14 protein-coding genes are annotated in these 15,577 nt (G+C 67.7%); 8 read left to right on the forward strand and 6 right to left on the reverse strand.

Going from position 1 to position 15,577, the window contains the following annotated elements:
* Window positions 1-74: 74 nt before the first annotated feature.
* Entirely contained in the window at window positions 75-1,130 is a 1,056-nt protein-coding gene (locus tag AC07PR_RS28185; RefSeq protein WP_377157953.1) for a GGDEF domain-containing response regulator, read from the reverse strand.
* 197 nt (window positions 1,131-1,327) lie between these two features.
* On the reverse strand, window positions 1,328-2,506 hold the full coding sequence (gene metK / locus AC07PR_RS28190; protein WP_377157951.1) for a methionine adenosyltransferase: 1,179 nt from the start codon (window positions 2,504-2,506) through the stop codon (window positions 1,328-1,330).
* A 178-nt stretch (window positions 2,507-2,684) separates the two neighbouring features.
* Between metK and AC07PR_RS28195 the strand changes: the two genes are divergently transcribed.
* The 6 genes from AC07PR_RS28195 to AC07PR_RS28220 all read left to right on the forward strand — a co-directional run bounded on the left by AC07PR_RS28195 (window position 2,685) and on the right by AC07PR_RS28220 (window position 9,024).
* Entirely contained in the window at window positions 2,685-3,575 is an 891-nt protein-coding gene (locus AC07PR_RS28195; RefSeq protein ID WP_377157949.1) for an LpxL/LpxP family acyltransferase, read from the forward strand.
* A 9-nt stretch (window positions 3,576-3,584) separates the two neighbouring features.
* Window positions 3,585-4,460 (forward strand): diaminopimelate epimerase, encoded by an 876-nt coding sequence (gene dapF / locus AC07PR_RS28200; RefSeq protein WP_377157948.1) that lies wholly within the window; start codon window positions 3,585-3,587, stop codon window positions 4,458-4,460.
* Window positions 4,457-5,179 carry a DUF484 family protein gene (locus AC07PR_RS28205; protein WP_495137218.1) on the forward strand — a complete coding sequence of 241 codons (723 nt, stop codon included), beginning with the start codon at window positions 4,457-4,459 and terminating at the stop codon, window positions 5,177-5,179. The genes dapF and AC07PR_RS28205 overlap by 4 nt, the downstream gene beginning before the upstream one ends.
* Window positions 5,157-6,086 carry a tyrosine recombinase XerC gene (locus AC07PR_RS28210; RefSeq protein ID WP_495137219.1) on the forward strand — a complete coding sequence of 310 codons (930 nt, stop codon included), beginning with the start codon at window positions 5,157-5,159 and terminating at the stop codon, window positions 6,084-6,086. The genes AC07PR_RS28205 and AC07PR_RS28210 overlap by 23 nt, the downstream gene beginning before the upstream one ends.
* A gap of 13 nt (window positions 6,087-6,099) precedes the next feature.
* Window positions 6,100-7,707 (forward strand): hypothetical protein, encoded by a 1,608-nt coding sequence (locus AC07PR_RS28215; RefSeq protein WP_495137220.1) that lies wholly within the window; start codon window positions 6,100-6,102, stop codon window positions 7,705-7,707.
* Between the two features lie 135 nt (window positions 7,708-7,842).
* Window positions 7,843-9,024: a class I SAM-dependent rRNA methyltransferase gene (locus tag AC07PR_RS28220; protein WP_377157940.1), complete on the forward strand. Its 1,182-nt coding sequence runs from the start codon at window positions 7,843-7,845 to the stop codon at window positions 9,022-9,024.
* Here AC07PR_RS28220 and AC07PR_RS28225 read toward each other — a convergent pair whose 3' ends face one another.
* Window positions 9,025-9,510 (reverse strand): Lrp/AsnC family transcriptional regulator, encoded by a 486-nt coding sequence (locus AC07PR_RS28225; RefSeq protein WP_495137221.1) that lies wholly within the window; start codon window positions 9,508-9,510, stop codon window positions 9,025-9,027.
* Between the two features lie 149 nt (window positions 9,511-9,659).
* Between AC07PR_RS28225 and glmS the strand changes: the two genes are divergently transcribed.
* Complete coding sequence (gene glmS, locus AC07PR_RS28230) at window positions 9,660-11,534, forward strand: glutamine--fructose-6-phosphate transaminase (isomerizing) (protein WP_495137222.1); 1,875 nt, start codon at window positions 9,660-9,662, stop codon at window positions 11,532-11,534.
* Window positions 11,535-11,631: 97 nt separating this feature from the next.
* On the opposite strand, the gene AC07PR_RS28235 is transcribed toward glmS, so the two are convergent.
* The 3 genes from AC07PR_RS28235 to AC07PR_RS28245 form a co-directional block, all read right to left on the reverse strand.
* On the reverse strand, window positions 11,632-12,333 hold the full coding sequence (locus AC07PR_RS28235; RefSeq protein WP_495137223.1) for a helix-turn-helix transcriptional regulator: 702 nt from the start codon (window positions 12,331-12,333) through the stop codon (window positions 11,632-11,634).
* A 2-nt stretch (window positions 12,334-12,335) separates the two neighbouring features.
* Complete coding sequence (locus tag AC07PR_RS28240; protein WP_495137224.1) at window positions 12,336-13,268, reverse strand: NAD(P)-dependent alcohol dehydrogenase; 933 nt, start codon at window positions 13,266-13,268, stop codon at window positions 12,336-12,338.
* Between the two features lie 342 nt (window positions 13,269-13,610).
* Complete coding sequence (locus tag AC07PR_RS28245; protein WP_495137225.1) at window positions 13,611-14,591, reverse strand: LysR family transcriptional regulator; 981 nt, start codon at window positions 14,589-14,591, stop codon at window positions 13,611-13,613.
* A gap of 126 nt (window positions 14,592-14,717) precedes the next feature.
* Here AC07PR_RS28245 and AC07PR_RS28250 point away from each other — a divergent pair, with 126 nt between their 5' ends.
* A complete protein-coding gene (locus AC07PR_RS28250; RefSeq protein WP_495137226.1) occupies window positions 14,718-15,569 on the forward strand; it encodes an aldo/keto reductase in 852 nt (283 codons plus the stop codon).
* Window positions 15,570-15,577: the final 8 nt, after the last annotated feature.

Raw genomic sequence — 15,577 nt, forward strand, 5'->3', positions numbered from 1 at the left:
TCGACAGGCGGCAACAAGATGTGCCGGAGCCGATTATGCGGGGCCGGTCCCGCCGAAGGCAGTTCGGGTATGCCTCAAGTCGGGGACGACGGCGGCACGCCGGGTGCGGTCGGCGCGGCGGTCGCCGGCGCGGCCTGGCGGCGCTGTTCCGCCGTGTCCATCTGCATCTCGTAGCTGAAGAAGCGGTTCCGGCCGGTGGACTTGGCGTTGTAGAGGGCGTCGTCGGCGCGGATGATCAGGCCCTCGGCGCTGGTGCTGTCGTCGGGCAGGCAGGTGGTGATCCCGCCGGAGAGCGTGATCGTCGCGCCGGTCGGCGAATCCGGATGCGGGATCGCGGCCAGTTCCACCGTGCGCATCAGCGCGCGGGCGTAGGTCATCGCGCCGGAGCGCGGCGTGTTGGGCAGGACCAGCGCGAACTCCTCGCCGCCGTAGCGTCCGGCGCAGTCGCTCGGGCGGCGGCAGGTTTCCTTGAGCAGTTGGCCGATGCGGCGCAGGCAGGCGTCGCCGGCAACGTGGCCGGCCGCGTCGTTGTAACGCTTGAAGTGGTCGACGTCGCAGAGCATCAGCGTCAGCGGCTTGCCGTCGCGGCGGGCGAGGTCCAGTTCCTGCTGCAGCCGTGCATCCAGTGCGCGCCGGTTCATCAGGCCGGTCATGGCGTCGACGCTGGAGAGTTCCTCCAGTTGCGCGTTGGCCGCGCGCAGTTCCTCGGACATCTGCACCAGCCGCGCGCGCATCTGCGCCAGGCGCTGCATCGCGCGCAGCTTGGCGTGCAGGATCATCGCGGAGGCCGGCTTCACCAGGTAGTCGTCGCCGCCGGATTCGATGCCCTTCCAGACGTCCTCGTCCTGGTTGAACTGGCTGAGGAAGATGATCGGCGTCCAGCCGCCGGGCTCGGCGGCACGCATCTCGCGGCAGGTCCAGTAGCCGTCGTGGCCGGGCATCTCGACGTCCAGCAGCACCAGGTCGGGTCGGTAGCGGCGGAACAGCTCCAGCGCCCACTCGGCGCTGTCGGCCTCCAGCACGCGGTGACCGGCGCGGTCCAGTTCCGCGGTCAGCGCCACGCGGGTGGCACTCTGGTCGTCGACGATCAGGATGGTCAGCGGGGACGGCGAGGTCGGCATGGCGTGCATGCGGTCATTCTGCCGCGATGCCCGACTTCATGAAACGACAAGGGCCGCGCAAGGCAGCCCTGAGTCGGGGGATCAAGTTTCCGCGTGTGCGGCAAATGACCGGTTCGGGGGAGGGGGTTTGTGGTCGACGCTCACATCCGCTGCCGCGGATATGAGCGTCGCCCCAAAGCGAAGAACTTGCTGCGCAAGTTCCGGGCTTACAGCCCGGCCGCTGCTCGCAGCGCCTTCGCTTTGTCCGTCCGCTCCCAACTGAACTCCGGCTCTTCACGCCCGAAGTGACCGTACGCCGCCGTCTTGCCGTAGATCGGACGCAGCAGATCCAGCATCTGGATGATGCCCTTGGGACGCAGGTCGAAGTGCTCGTTGACCAGCGCGGCGATCTGCTCGTCGGGCAGGACGCCGGTGCCTTCGGTGTAGACCGTGACGTTCATCGGACGCGCGACGCCGATGGCGTACGCGACCTGGATCTGGCACTGCTTGGCCAGGCCGGCGGCGACGATGTTCTTCGCCACGTAGCGGGCCGCGTAGGCCGCCGAACGGTCCACCTTGGTCGGATCCTTGCCCGAGAACGCGCCACCGCCGTGCGGGCATGCACCGCCGTAGGTGTCGACGATGATCTTGCGGCCGGTCAGGCCGCAGTCGCCCTGCGGGCCGCCGATGACGAAGCGGCCGGTCGGGTTGACCAGGTACTTCGTGTCCTGCAGCCATTCCTTGGGCAGCACCGGCTTGATGATCTCCTCGATGACGGCCTCGTAGAACTCGGGCTTCATCTTGTCGCCGAGCGACATCTCCGGCGCATGCTGCGTGGACAGCACGACGGTGTCGATGCTGTGCGGCTTGCCGTCGACGTAGCGCATCGTCACCTGGCTCTTCGCGTCCGGACGCAGGAAGGGCAGGCGGCCGTCCTTGCGCAGCTGCGCCTGGCGCTCGACCAGCCGGTGCGCGTAGTAGATCGGCGCGGGCATCAGCTCCGGCGTCTCATCGCAGGCGTAGCCGAACATCAGGCCCTGGTCGCCGGCGCCGGTGTTCAGGTGGTCGTCGGAGGCCTGGTCGACGCCCTGGGCGATGTCGTTGCTCTGCTTGTCGTAGGCGACGAGCACGGCGCAACCCTTGTAGTCGATGCCGTACTCGGTGTTGTCGTAGCCGATGCGCTTGATCGTGTCGCGGGCGACCTGGATGTAGTCGACGTGGGCGTTGGTCGTGATCTCGCCGGCCAGCACCACCAGGCCGGTGTTGCAGAGGGTCTCGGCCGCCACGCGCGATCGCGGGTCCTGCGCCAGGATCGCGTCGAGGATCGCGTCGGAGATCTGGTCCGCCACCTTGTCGGGGTGGCCTTCGGACACGGATTCCGAGGTGAAGAGGAAATCGCTCGCCAATTTAAACTCCTGTGATTCAGTCTTCGGGCACAGCCTTCTGGCGTTGCCGAGACGGGAGTCAGGCGGCGAACGCTTTAGCGGGATTTATGAGTCGCCCCGCAAGTTGTCCAGATTAACTCGGCGACTGGGGCGAGATTATATGAAAGACCAAGGCCCGGCAGGGCCCACGGATGGGTGGATGGGAAAACTGGGTACATATGCGCTGATCGCGCTCCTGTGGCTGCTGCACTGGCTGCCGCTGCGCTGGTTGGCGGCCCTCGGATGGGGGCTGGGCGGGGTCCTGCATCGCGTGGCCGGGTCGCGCCGGCGCGTCGCGCTGCGCAACGTCGAGCTGTGTTTTCCGGACAAGCCGCTGGCCGAACGCGAAGCCCTGGTGCGCGAGCATTTCGGCTGGCTGGGCCGCAGCCTGCTGGAGCGGGGGCTGCTCTGGTACGCCTCGGACCGGCGCCTGCTGCGGCTGATGCGCATCGAGGGCAACATCAAGCTCTCCGAGCAGGTCGACCGCCCGGTGATGTGGCTGATGCCGCATTTCGTGGGCCTGGACTGGATCGGTCCGGCGCTGATGCTCAACCAGGCAAGACCTGGCGCCAGCATCTACCAGCGCCAGAGCAACGCGCTGTTCGACGAGGCGTTGCGCCGGGCACGTTCGCGCTTCGGCACGACCAAGCTGGTCGACCGCCACGAGGGCGTGCGCAGCGTGCTGCGGGCGATCCGCGACGGCTACTCCTTCCTGAACCTGCCCGACATGGACTTCGGCCCGAAGGACTCGGCCTTCATCCCGTTCTTCGGCGTGCCGGCCAACACGCTGCTGGCGCCGGCCAAGATCGCGCAGACGATGAAGATGGTGGTGCAGCCGGTGATCGTCACGATGCTGCCCAAGGGCGAGGGCATCGTCATCCATGCGCATGAACCGCTGGCGGGCTATCCCAGCGGCGACATGGAGGCCGACGCGAACCACTTCCACCGCTGGCTCGAGGACCGGATCCGCGAGCACCCGGCCCAGTATTTCTGGGTCCACAAGCGATTCAAGACGAGACCGCCCGGCGAGCCGTCGCTGTATTCCCGATAATCCGCTTCCATGAAACTGCGCTTCACCAAGATGCAGGGCGCCGGCAACGACTTCGTCGTGCTGGACGCCACGCGCCATCCGATGCCGCTGACGAGCGAACAGCTGCGGCGTGTCGGCGATCGCCGTTTCGGCGTGGGCTGCGACCAGATCCTGGTGATCGAGGCGTCCAAGTCGCCGGACGTGGACTTCGGCTACCGCATCTTCAACTCGGACGGTTCCGAGGTGGAGCAGTGCGGCAACGGCGCGCGCTGCTTCGTGCGCTACGTCGTCGACAAGGGCCTGACGGACAAGCGGACCATCCGCGTGCAGACGATCAACGCGCTGCTCGAGCTGCGCCTGCAGGACGACGGTCGTGTCACGGTCGACATGGGCGCGCCGGTCTTCGACCTGCCGCGGATCCCGTTCGATCCGAAGGAATCGGCGCCGCGCCACGAGAACGGCTTCGAGCGCTGGCCGCTCGACCTGGGTGACGGCATCACGGCGGATGTCGCCGTGCTGTCGATGGGCAATCCGCACGCGGTGCAGCGGGTCGACGACGTCGATCACGCGCCGGTGGGGATCGTCGGGCCGCTGGTCGAGCACCATGAATCGTTCCCGCGCCGTGTCAACGCCGGGTTCCTGCAGATCGTCAGCCGCGGCGAAGTGAAGCTGCGCGTGTTCGAGCGCGGCGCCGGCGAGACGCTGGCCTGCGGCACCGGCGCGTGCGCGGCGGTGGTGGCGGGCATCCGGCTGGGCTGGCTGGACGCCGCGGTCGAGGTGCACACGCGCGGCGGCGACCTGCGCATCGAATGGGCCGGCATGACGCCGGGCGGCCCGGGGCTGTCCGCCCCGGTCTACATGACGGGGCCGGCACAGACGGTCTTTGAAGGAGAAATCGAACTGTGAGCGGCATCGAAGGCATCACCGAACAAGACATCGCCGACTACCTGGCGAATGACCCGGCGTTCTTCGAACGTCACGCCGAACTGCTGGCCAACGTCCGGATCTCGCATCCGCACGGCCAGCGCGCGGTCTCGCTGCAGGAGCGCCAGGCGGAGCTGCTGCGCGACAAGATCCGCGGCCTGGAGCACAAGATCATCGAGATGATCCGCAACGGGCAGGAGAACGTCGCGATCGCCGACCGGCTGCACCGCTGGACGCTGGCGCTGATGCTGACGCGCGACGACCGGCAACTGCCGGAAGTGCTGCTGCGCGAGCTGCGCCACCAGTTCCTGATCCCGCAGGCGGGCCTGCGGCTGTGGAACGTCGACGCGGGCCACGCGCTGGCGCCGTTCGCGGCCGAGGTCAACCCGGACGTGAAGACCTTCGTGGGCAGCCTGAACCAGCCGTACTGCGGCATCAATTCGGGCTTCGAGGCGGCGCGCTGGCTCGAGGACGACGTGGCCTCGCTGGCGCTGGTGCCGCTGACGACGGGCGCTCCGGCGCAGCCGTTCGGGCTGCTGGTGCTGGGCTCGCCGGATCCGACGCGCTACACGGCCGAGATGGGCACCGAGTTCCTGGCCCGCGTCGGCGAGATCGCGAGCGCCGCGCTCTCGCGCCTGCTGGACGCCGACCCGCACGTCGCTTCCCCTGTGGCTCCTCATGTCGCCGCTCAGCCTGACTGACGAGCAACGGCGCTACCTGGAACACCTGCGCGTGCAGCGCCGCCTGGCGGAGCGCACGCTGACGCTCTACACGGACGCGTTGCAGCGGCTGACCGGGCTCGCCTCGGTCGAGGACCTGGACCTGCTGCGCCTGTCCGCGCACCAGGCGCGGCGTTTCCTCGCCAAGCTGCACACGCAGAAGCTCAAGCCGCGCACGCTGGCGCTGATCCTGTCCGCGTGGCGCGGCTGGTACCGCTGGCTGGGTCAGAACGGTCTGGTCGACGCGAACCCGATCGCCGACCTGCACGCGCCCAAGCAGGGCCGGCCGCTGCCGAAGGCGCTCGGCGTCGACGACGCGGTGCGGCTCTCGGAACACCATCAGGACGCGGCCGATCCGGTCGTCGAGGCGCTGGAACGCTGCCTTGTCGAGCTGCTCTACGGCAGCGGTCTGCGCGTGTCCGAACTGGTGGGCCTGGACCTGCGCCACCAGGCGTCGTCGGCCGGCTGGATCGTGCTCGAGGATGCCGAGGCGCAGGTGCTCGGCAAGGGCTCGAAGCGCCGCGCCGTGCCGCTGGGCGGTCCGTCGGTGACGGCGCTGAAGGCCTGGATCGCGCTGCGCGGCCACTGGGCCGCGGCGGACGAGCCGGCGCTGCTGGTCGGTCCGCGCGGCGGCCGGCTCAGCGCCGACCAGATCCGCAAGCGTCTCAAGCAGCGCGCGCTGGCGGCGGGCATGCCCACGCACGTCCATCCGCACATGCTGCGCCACTCGTTCGCGTCGCACCTGCTGCAGAGCAGCGGCGACCTGCGCGCGGTCCAGGAACTGCTGGGCCACGCCAACATCAGCACCACGCAGATCTACACCCGGCTGGACTTCCAGCACCTGGCCAAGGTCTACGACGCGGCGCACCCGCGCGCCCGCAAGAAATAACCGATCGACAACGATGCTCCGCTCCGTCCTGAACGCTTCGAACGCCCCGTTCCCGTCCCGTCCGCTGCTGCTGTGCTCGGCACTGCTCGCGGCCCATGTGCAGGCCCAGGCGCAGGCGCAGGCACAAGCACAAGCACAGGGTCCGGCGCCATCGCCGGTCATCACGGCCACCGACAGCCGACCCGCCGCCTTCGAGCTGAACTGGTCGCCGGTCAAGATGCCCACGGGGCAGAAGACGGCCTTCCTGGGCGCGCATTACATGGTGGCGGTCAACGAGGACTGGGGCCTCGGCCCGGCCGCGTACGGTGCGGCGAAGGGCGAATTCGGCGGCCTGTTCACGGTCGGCTTCAACGTGCAGCGGCGCTTCCGCATCACGCCGGAGGTGCACCTCGCGGCGAGCCTGTACGCGGGCGCGGGCGGCGGCGTGAGCTCGGACAAGGTGCGTGCCGGCGGCGGGCTGATGCTGCGGCCGGAGCTGTCGCTGCGCGGCGAGTTCGGCAACTGGTATGCCGGCGTGGGCGTGTCGCACATCACTTTCCCGAACGGCAACGGCAACATCAAGGACACCGGCGTCGCGTTCACCATCGGGCGGATGGATCGGTTCCTGAGTTTCAATCCGAGCGACTCGGGATCGCCGGGACGCGCGGGCGATCGCACGGGCATGGGCTTCGACGAGATCGCGCTGAGCGCCGGCGTCGAGAAGCCGCGCACCGGCAGCCGCACGCGCGGCGGCGTGCCGCTGACGGGCCGCAAGGGCAAGGCCGGCGGCGACCTGCGGCAGTACTTCGGCGACGGCTCGTCGTGGTGGGGCCTGGAGGCCTCGGGCGCCGCGTCCGGCGGACACGACGGCTACATGGAGATCCTCGCGAACGCCGGCCAGGACTGGGGCATCGGCAGCGAGCGGCTGCGCATCGGCGGCCAGTTCTCGTTCGGCCTGGGCGGCGGCGGCGACATGGACACGGGCAACGGCTGGCTGGTGCGCGTCGGTCCGACGCTGCGCTGGATCACGCCGTGGGGTCCGACGCTGCGGCTCGATGCGGGGTACATGAAGGCGCCGTGGGGGAACTATGAGTCCCTCCAGGTGCGCGGTTCGCTGGCGCTGCCGCTGGAGAAGGTCTCGCGCATCCTGAACTCGCCGCCGCTGGAGTCGGGCACGGTGCGCGCGCAGGCGCTGTACCTGAGCATGCCGTACTTCAAGGAGTTCAAGTTCAAGGACGGCTCGAAGGACAACGTGACCGGCCTGGGCATCGGCATGACGCGCGACTTCGGCGGGCCGTGGTACGGCGTGGCGCACGCGGGCAGCGCGGCGCTGGGCAAGGCGGGCGCGTTCTCGTACGGCATGTTCGGTCTGGGCGCGCAGTCGCCCAAGTGGAACGGCGTGCGCGTCGGCGCGGAGGCGCTGGTCGGCGCGGCCGGTGGCGGCGGCGTGGCGGTCGGCGGCGGCGCGGTGTCGCAAGGCGAGATGTGGGCGCAGTGGGAAGGCGCCGGGCGCGACCGCCTGCGCGTGAAGGTCGGCGTGGGCCAGTGGAAGGCGCTCGGCGGCGAGAAGCAGAGCACCCCGATGGTCAGCCTGAACGTCGGCTGGGCGTTCGGGACGCTGGGGCCTGCGGCACAGCGCTGATCGTTGTCGGGCGCAATCGAATTATCAAGTTTTATCGGCCAGACCGATAAATTATCGCCTTCGCGATAAAGACCCGATAAAACGGGGTTTGCCCCGTGTTCATCGGGGCTGTACGCGATCGAAGAGAGTCGTCTCATGAAATCCATCCGTCTCCGCGAGGGCAAGGACCGCTCGCTCCTTCGCCGCCATCCCTGGGTCTTCGAGGGCTCGATCGCGAGGGGCAAGGCCGACGCCGGCGAGACCGTGCGCGTGGAAGCCGCCGACGGCAGCTTCCTCTGCTGGGCCTCGTTCAGCCCGGAGTCGCTGATCCGCGTGCGCGCCTGGAGCTTCGATGAGAAGGAGCGCATCGACGCAGCTTTCTTCGAGCGGCGGATCGCCGCGGCGCTCGCGCTGCGGGCGCGCATGCCGATCGACTCGGATGCGGTGCGCCTCATCCATGGCGAGGCCGACGGCCTGCCCGGCCTGATCGTCGATCGCTACGGCGACACGCTCAGCGCGCAGTTCCTCTCCGCCGGCACCGAGCGCTGGAAGCAGACCATCGCCGACCTGCTGCTCGCGCAGACGGGCCTCACGCGCTTGTACGAACGCTCCGACGCGAACGTGCGCACGCTCGAAGGCATGGAACCCGTCACCGGCTGGCTGCGCGGCGAAGGCGCGACCGAGCTCGTCATCTCGGAGAACCGCTGGAAGCTGAGCCTCGACGTGGCCGAGGGCCACAAGACCGGCTACTACCTCGACCAGCGCGACAACCGCCGGAAGTTCGGCGAGGCCGTGAAGCACTACGGCTGCCGGTCGGTGCTGAACTGCTTCAGCTACACCGGCGGCTTCTCGGTCGCCGCGCTTGCAGGCGGCGCGACGGACGTCATCAGCGTCGACTCGTCCGGCCCGGCGCTGGCGCGCGCCACGGCGCACGTCGCGCTCAACGGCTTCGACCCGGCGCATCACACGGCGCTGGATGCCGATGTCAACCACACGCTGCGCGACATGCTCAAGCAGGGCCGCAGCTTCGACGCGATCGTGCTGGACCCGCCGAAGTTCGCGCCGACCGCCGCGCATGCGGAGCGCGCCGCGCGGGCGTACAAGGACATCAACCGCCTCGGCCTGATGCTGCTGAAGCCGGGCGGCCTGCTGTTCACGTTCTCGTGCTCGGGCGGCGTGGGGCCGGAGCTGTTCCACAAGATCGTCGCCGGCGCCGGCATCGATGCGGGCGCGGACGGCCTGATCCTTGATCGCGTCGGCGCGACGCCGGACCATCCGCAGACGATCTACTTCCCCGAAGGCGAATACCTCAAGGGCCTGCTGATCCTCAAGCGCTGATCAGGGCCGCGCCGCCGGGAGGGCCAGGCGCGGCTCGAACTTCGCGCGCTTGACGCTGAAGAAGGCCTTCACGTTGCGGACGTTGGCCTGCTGCGTGAACAGCCGCTGCACCAGCGCGTGATACGCCGGCATGTCCGGCACCTGCAGCACCAGCACGAAGTCCGGCCCCGGCGCCACGCGCCAGCATTGCTGGACCTCGGGCGCCGCGACGGTGATGGCCTCGAAGGCGTCGAGGTGCTCGGCGCCCTGCCGGTCGAGCGTGATCTCGACCAGCGCCGACAGGCCTGCGCCGAGCTTGTCCGGCGACAGGATGGCCACCTGCTTCTCGATGACGCCGGACTCGACCAGCCGCCGCACGCGGCGCAGGCAGGTCGCGGGCGACACATGGGCGCGCTCGGCCAACGCCTGGTTGGACAGCGAGGCGTCCTGCTGGAGCAGGTCCAACACCCGCAAGTCGATGGCGTCGAGTGTGAGGGAAGATTCCATCATTGGTTTGCGAATGAAATAATTCGCCAAACAGGGAGCGAGGCGATGGATTCTTTCATCAATCGTTGAATGTTGAAAGCATCCACCTCGCCGTGATGCCTAGCATTCCGCCATTCGCAAATTCATCCGGACATCCGGGGAGACACATCATGTGCGGCATCGTCGGCGCGGTTAGCCAGAAGGACATCGTTCCCATCCTGATCGAGGGCCTGAAGCGGCTCGAGTACCGCGGGTACGACTCGTGCGGGGTGGCGGTCCACCAGGACGGTCAACTGCGCCGGGCGCGCAGCACCTCGCGGGTGGCGGAGCTGCAGGAGGTGGCGGCGCACGACGGCGTCGCGGCCGGCACCGGCATTGCGCACACGCGCTGGGCGACGCACGGCGCGCCGGCGATGCACAACGCGCATCCGCACTTCTCGCACGGCCCGGGCGCCGAGGCGCACCTGCAGCCGGGCCGCGTGGCGCTGGTGCACAACGGCATCATCGAGAACCACGATGAACTGCGCGCCGAGCTGAAGTCGCGCGGCTACGTCTTCCACAGCCAGACCGACACCGAGGTCATCGCGCACCTGGTCGATTTCCATTACCACGGCGACCTGCTGGAAGCGGTGCAGACGGCGGTGGCGCAGCTGCGCGGCGCGTTCGCGATCGCGGTGTTCCACAAGGACGAGCCGCACCGCGTGATCGGTGCGCGCGAGGGCTCGCCGCTGGTGCTGGGCGTGGGCAAGGACGAATACGCGGGGGCGAACTTCCTGGCCTCGGACGCGATGGCGCTGGCGGGCGTGACGGACCAGATCGTCTACCTGGAAGAGGGCGACGTGGTCGACCTGCAGCTGGGCCGCTACTGGATCAGCAACAAGGACGCGACGACGGGGCGCTTCGTCAACGTCGAGCGCGAGGTGAAGACCGTGCAGGCGCACAGCGGCGCGGCGGAGCTGGGCCCGTACCGGCACTACATGCAGAAGGAGATCTTCGAGCAGCCGGTGGCGATCGCCAACACGCTGGACGCAGTGTCGGGCATCAGTCCGGAGCTGTTCGGCGACGGCGCGTTCCGGGTGTTCAAGGAGATCGACTCGGTGCTGATCCTGGCGTGCGGGACCAGTTTCTACGCGGGCTCGACGGCGAAGTACTGGCTGGAGAGCATCGCGAAGATCCCGACCAGCGTGGAGATCGCGAGCGAGTACCGGTATCGCGACAGCGTGCCGAACCCGCGGACCCTGGTGGTGACGATCAGCCAGAGCGGCGAGACGGCGGACACGCTGGCGGCGCTGAAGCATGCGCGCTCGCTGGGGATGGTGCACACGCTGACGGTGTGCAACGTGTCGACAAGCGCGATGGTGCGGGAGTGCTCGCTGGCCTACATCACGCGCGCGGGCGCGGAGATCGGCGTGGCGTCGACGAAGGCGTTCACGACGCAGCTGGTGGGCTTGTTCCTGCTGACGCTGGCGCTGGCGCAGACGCGCGGGCACCTGACGGAAGAGCAGGAACAGGAGCACCTGAAGGCGCTGCGCCACCTGCCGGTGGCGGTGCAGGCGGTGCTGGCGCTGGAGCCGCAGGTCATCGCATGGAGCGAGGAGTTCGCGCGCAAGGAGAACGCACTGTTCCTCGGCCGCGGGCTGCACTATCCGATCGCCCTAGAAGGCGCGTTGAAGCTGAAGGAGATCAGCTACATCCACGCGGAGGCGTATCCGGCGGGTGAGCTGAAGCATGGTCCGCTCGCGCTGGTGACGGCGCAGATGCCCGTCGTGACCGTGGCGCCGAACGACACGCTGCTGGAGAAGCTCAAGAGCAACATGCAGGAAGTGCGGGCGCGCGGCGGCGAGCTGTTCGTGTTCGCCGACGGCGATACGAAGATCGACAGCGAGCCGGGGCTCCACGTCATCCGCATGCCGGAGCACTACGGTGCGCTCAGCCCGATCCTGCATACGGTGCCGCTGCAACTCCTCGCATATCACACGGCCTGCGCACGCGGCACGGACGTCGACAAGCCGCGGAATCTGGCGAAGAGCGTGACGGTGGAGTGAGGCGGCGATGGGTGAGTGACTCCAACGAACACGGTTCGTCGGACGTTCTCCACCCGATGAAAGTTGGACGTCTGCCTCATCCTCCAGCGGGCAGACCTCATTCAGTGACCCGGTCGAGACACTTGTTGAGGCAGTATCGGGTCCGCCACTCCTTGGCGAGGCGGCGCCTTTCCCCGGGATAGCGGTCCGCAAGAAAAGCCGCCTCGTGAATTTGATCGACACGAAAACGTCGGAAGTCCTGCCGCAGTTCACACCAAGCCGCAATCAACCGGCGAGACTCGACATATCCAATCATGATGGGCCAGATGATCCGCTGGCCCGTCGATCCGTTCCGGTCGGTGTACACGATGCGCATCTTGCGCTGCTCACGCAGGGCGCGGCGAACCTCCCCCAAGTCAAGGCTGTGCGGCGCGTCTTGACCGCCGACATAGATCGAGTCGTCGTCAAGGACGCGCCTCATCTCGGCCGGGATCACTCCGCTGATCTTGGCAAGGGCGTTCTGAGCCGCGAGTGCGAGTGCTTCATCCGGCTGACGACTCACCCATTGCGCACCGGCTACGAGGGCCTGGATCTCCTCCTCCGTGAAGGACATCGGGGGAAGCGAGGAGTCCGGTCGCAAGATGTAGCCGACGCCCGCCTCGCCTTCAATGTGCGCGCCCATGCCTTGCAGGGTGGCAATGTCGCGGCGGATCGTCCGCAATGAAACATTGGTCTCGCGCGCCAGCATCTCGCCGGATACCGTGCCACGGCGCCGGCGCATCACCTGCAGGAGTTCGTTGAGTCGATAGCTGCGTGACATGATCACTCCATGGCGATGAGTCCTTTTCCGCCGATCTTCTTGCCTGCCTCGACGTCGCCGATGAGTCGGATGGCGTCGTTCAAGTGAACCCTCTTGCCGATGGGCAGCCGCAATCGGCCTTCACTGGCGGCATGGGCCACTTGTTCGAGGTTGTCGGCATTCGCGCTGCAGAGGAGGACCTTGAAGCGGCGGGACAGGAGGGCGCGGATGAACTTCGTGGGCATGGGGTTGAGGTCGAGGAGCATGCCACCTTCCCGCAGGAGCGACATGCCTACCGCCGTGGGCAGCGTCGCGGCGGCGTCGTAGACGACATGGAAGCGTTCGCCGAGCTTGGCGAAGTCGGTTTCTCGGTAGTCGTAGACGTGCTCTACACCCAGTGCGCGGACGCGTTCGATGTCCCCGGCGCTGCAACTGCCTGACACGGAGGCGCCCAGCATCCTGGCTACTTGAACGGTCGCCTCGCCCACGGCGCCCGCGCATCCACTGACGAACACGCGTTGGCCAGGTTGCAGCCCCGCCTGGTCGACGAGTCCGATCCAGGCCATGACGCCCGGAGTCGCCAGGCAGGCCGCATCCTCGAACGAGACGTTGTCAGGCTTTCTGACCAGGAACGACTCGTTGGTGATCACGGCATTGCCGAACGCGCCACATTGCTTCAGCCGGGCCATGCCGAAGACGGGGTCGCCAGGCTTGAAGCGCGTCACGCCACGGCCCACGGAGATGACCGTCCCCGAAAAGTCCATGCCCATCGCGCGCGGGAATCTTCGCCCTGTGACGATCTTCATCAGGCCATTGCGCAACTTCCAGTCGATGGGATTGATGGCGGCGAATTTCACTTGGACCGCGACCTGCCCGTTGCCGGGCTCTTCCAGCTTGAACTCCTCAAGCTGCATGGTCTCCGGTCCGCCGTACTGGTGATACTGAATGCGTTTCATGTGATGCTGCTCAGCGCGAAATGGCGGTCGACATGGCGTTTGGGTCGGCGGCTTCAGCATGGGTGCACTTGAGCGCGGCAGGCGTGTTGCTGGGCATCAGGAATCCGTTGTTGAACTGGGAAGTTCAATGTAGGAGTCCATGGTGCCAATTTCCGACACCATTGAGCGCGTGGTCAGGCCTTCAGCAGTTCAGTAGCGAACGGCAGGCTCCGAAAGCGTGTCCCCGTAGCCGCGGCAGGCGCGGTGGCAACCGCAGGCACCACCGGTGGCGCGCCGGGTTCGCCCATGCCGCTGGGGATTTGTTGGAGTCATGGGCGCGCGACGGGCTAAGACGAGCGCGCTTCATCGAGCCGGGACGGACTTCAACGCCTGCCGCAGCGACCTGTTGGCCGTCGCCAGCTCCTTCTCGCTCAGCACGTAGGCGTCGTTGTGGCTCAGCCGCTCGACGGCCAGTTCGATGAACGCTCGGGCCCGTGCCGGTTGGGACGTCCTGCTTCCGAAGTAGACGAAGTAGCCGCCGAAATCGGGCAGGTGGTCCAGGAGCACCGGCACCAACTGGCCGGAGCGGATGTACGGCGCCGCCGTCACTCCCGCGAGCTGACCGAGCACCTTGCCGGACAGCACGGCATGAAGCTCCACGACCTCGTCGTTGCTGTAGATCGCCGGCACCACCGGCTGGTCCACCGGTTGGTCCCCGACGCGCAGGCGCCAGGGGACCACCTTGCCCGTGCCCGGACTCCTGAAGGCGATGCAGCGGTGCGCGCCGATGTCCGCGATGGTCCGGGGCACGCCATGGCGGGCGAAATACTCGCGCGTGCCGCAGACGATCAGCTGCAAGGGGAACAGGCGCCGTGCGATCACCCCTTCCTGCGGTGACGGCCCCAGCCGGAACCCGACATCCACCCGGTCCTCCACCCAGTTGCCCACCCGGTCTTCCAGGACCACGTCCGGCTGGACGTCCGGATACTTCCCGCAGAACTCGTCCAACAGCCCCCACAGGATCCCCTGGAAGGTGGTCCTCGGGCCGACGATGCGCAGCGGACCGGCAATCTCCTCCTTGGACGATTTGGCGCTCTGGAATGCACGCTGCAGCCCCAGCAAGGCGGGCTGCGCCTCTTCCAGGAACCGCTGTCCGGCATCCGTCAGCGACAACACACGCGTCGTGCGATGAAAGAGCCGGACGCCCAGCAATCCTTCCAGCTGACTCAACGCCAGGCTGGCGGCCTGCGGGCTGATCCCCAGGGCCGCGGCGGCCCGCCGCAGGCTGCCGAGCTCCGCGGCCTTCGCGAAGGTGGAGATTGAACGCAGCTCGTTGAACGCCATGGGCACCTCCTTTCAAGTTGCTTCGATTGTCATCAAATCCATGCCGATTCATCAACGGATCTGGGGCTATTCGCATGCCGGTGGGCGACCTAGAGTCCATCCATCCAGTTTGTGAAGGCTTCTCCCATGGAACAAGTGACCCTGAACAACGGCCTGTCGATGCCGTTGCTGGGCTTCGGCGTCTTCCAGATCGCGGACCCGCAGGCGTGCGAGCGCGCAGTGGTCGACGCGATCGACGTCGGCTACCGGTTGATCGACACGGCCGCCTCCTACATGAACGAGGCTGCGGTCGGCCGCGGTCTCAAGGCGAGCGGCGTGGCGCGCGCCTCGCTCTTCGTCACCTCCAAGCTGTGGGTCCAGGACACCGGCTACGAGAAGACCCGGGCCGCCATCGACAAGTCGCTGCAGCGCCTGCAGCTGGACTACCTGGACCTCTACCTCATCCACCAACCGTTCGGCGACGTGCACGGCTCCTGGCGAGCGATGCAGGACGCGCACCGCGAGGGGAAGCTCCGGGCGATCGGCTTGAGCAACTTCCATCCGGACCGGTTGATGGACATCGCTGCGTTCAATGAGGTGACGCCGGCCGTGAATCAGGTCGAAGTCAACCCGTTCCAGCAGCAGGTGGAGGCGGCGCCGTTCATGAAGGAACTCGGCGTGCAGGCGCAAGCCTGGGCGCCCTTCGCCGAGGGACGGAACCACCTGTTCCAGAACGAGATCTTGACCGCCATCGGCCGCAAGCACGGCCGGTCGGTGGGCCAGGTGGTGCTGCGCTGGTTGACCCAGCGCGGCATCGCGGCGCTGGCGAAGTCGGTGCGCAAGGAGCGCATGGCGGAGAACCTCGCGTCGCTCGACTTCACGCTCGAGGACAGCGACATGGCCCGGATCGCCGCGCTCGACACGAACACGAGCAGCTTCTTCTCCCATCGCGATCCCGCCATCGTGAAGTGGATGAGCGAGCGTCGCCTGGACGTGTGATCCCCCGC

The sequence above is a fragment of the Roseateles sp. GW821-FHT09H11 genome (genome assembly GCF_059415845.1).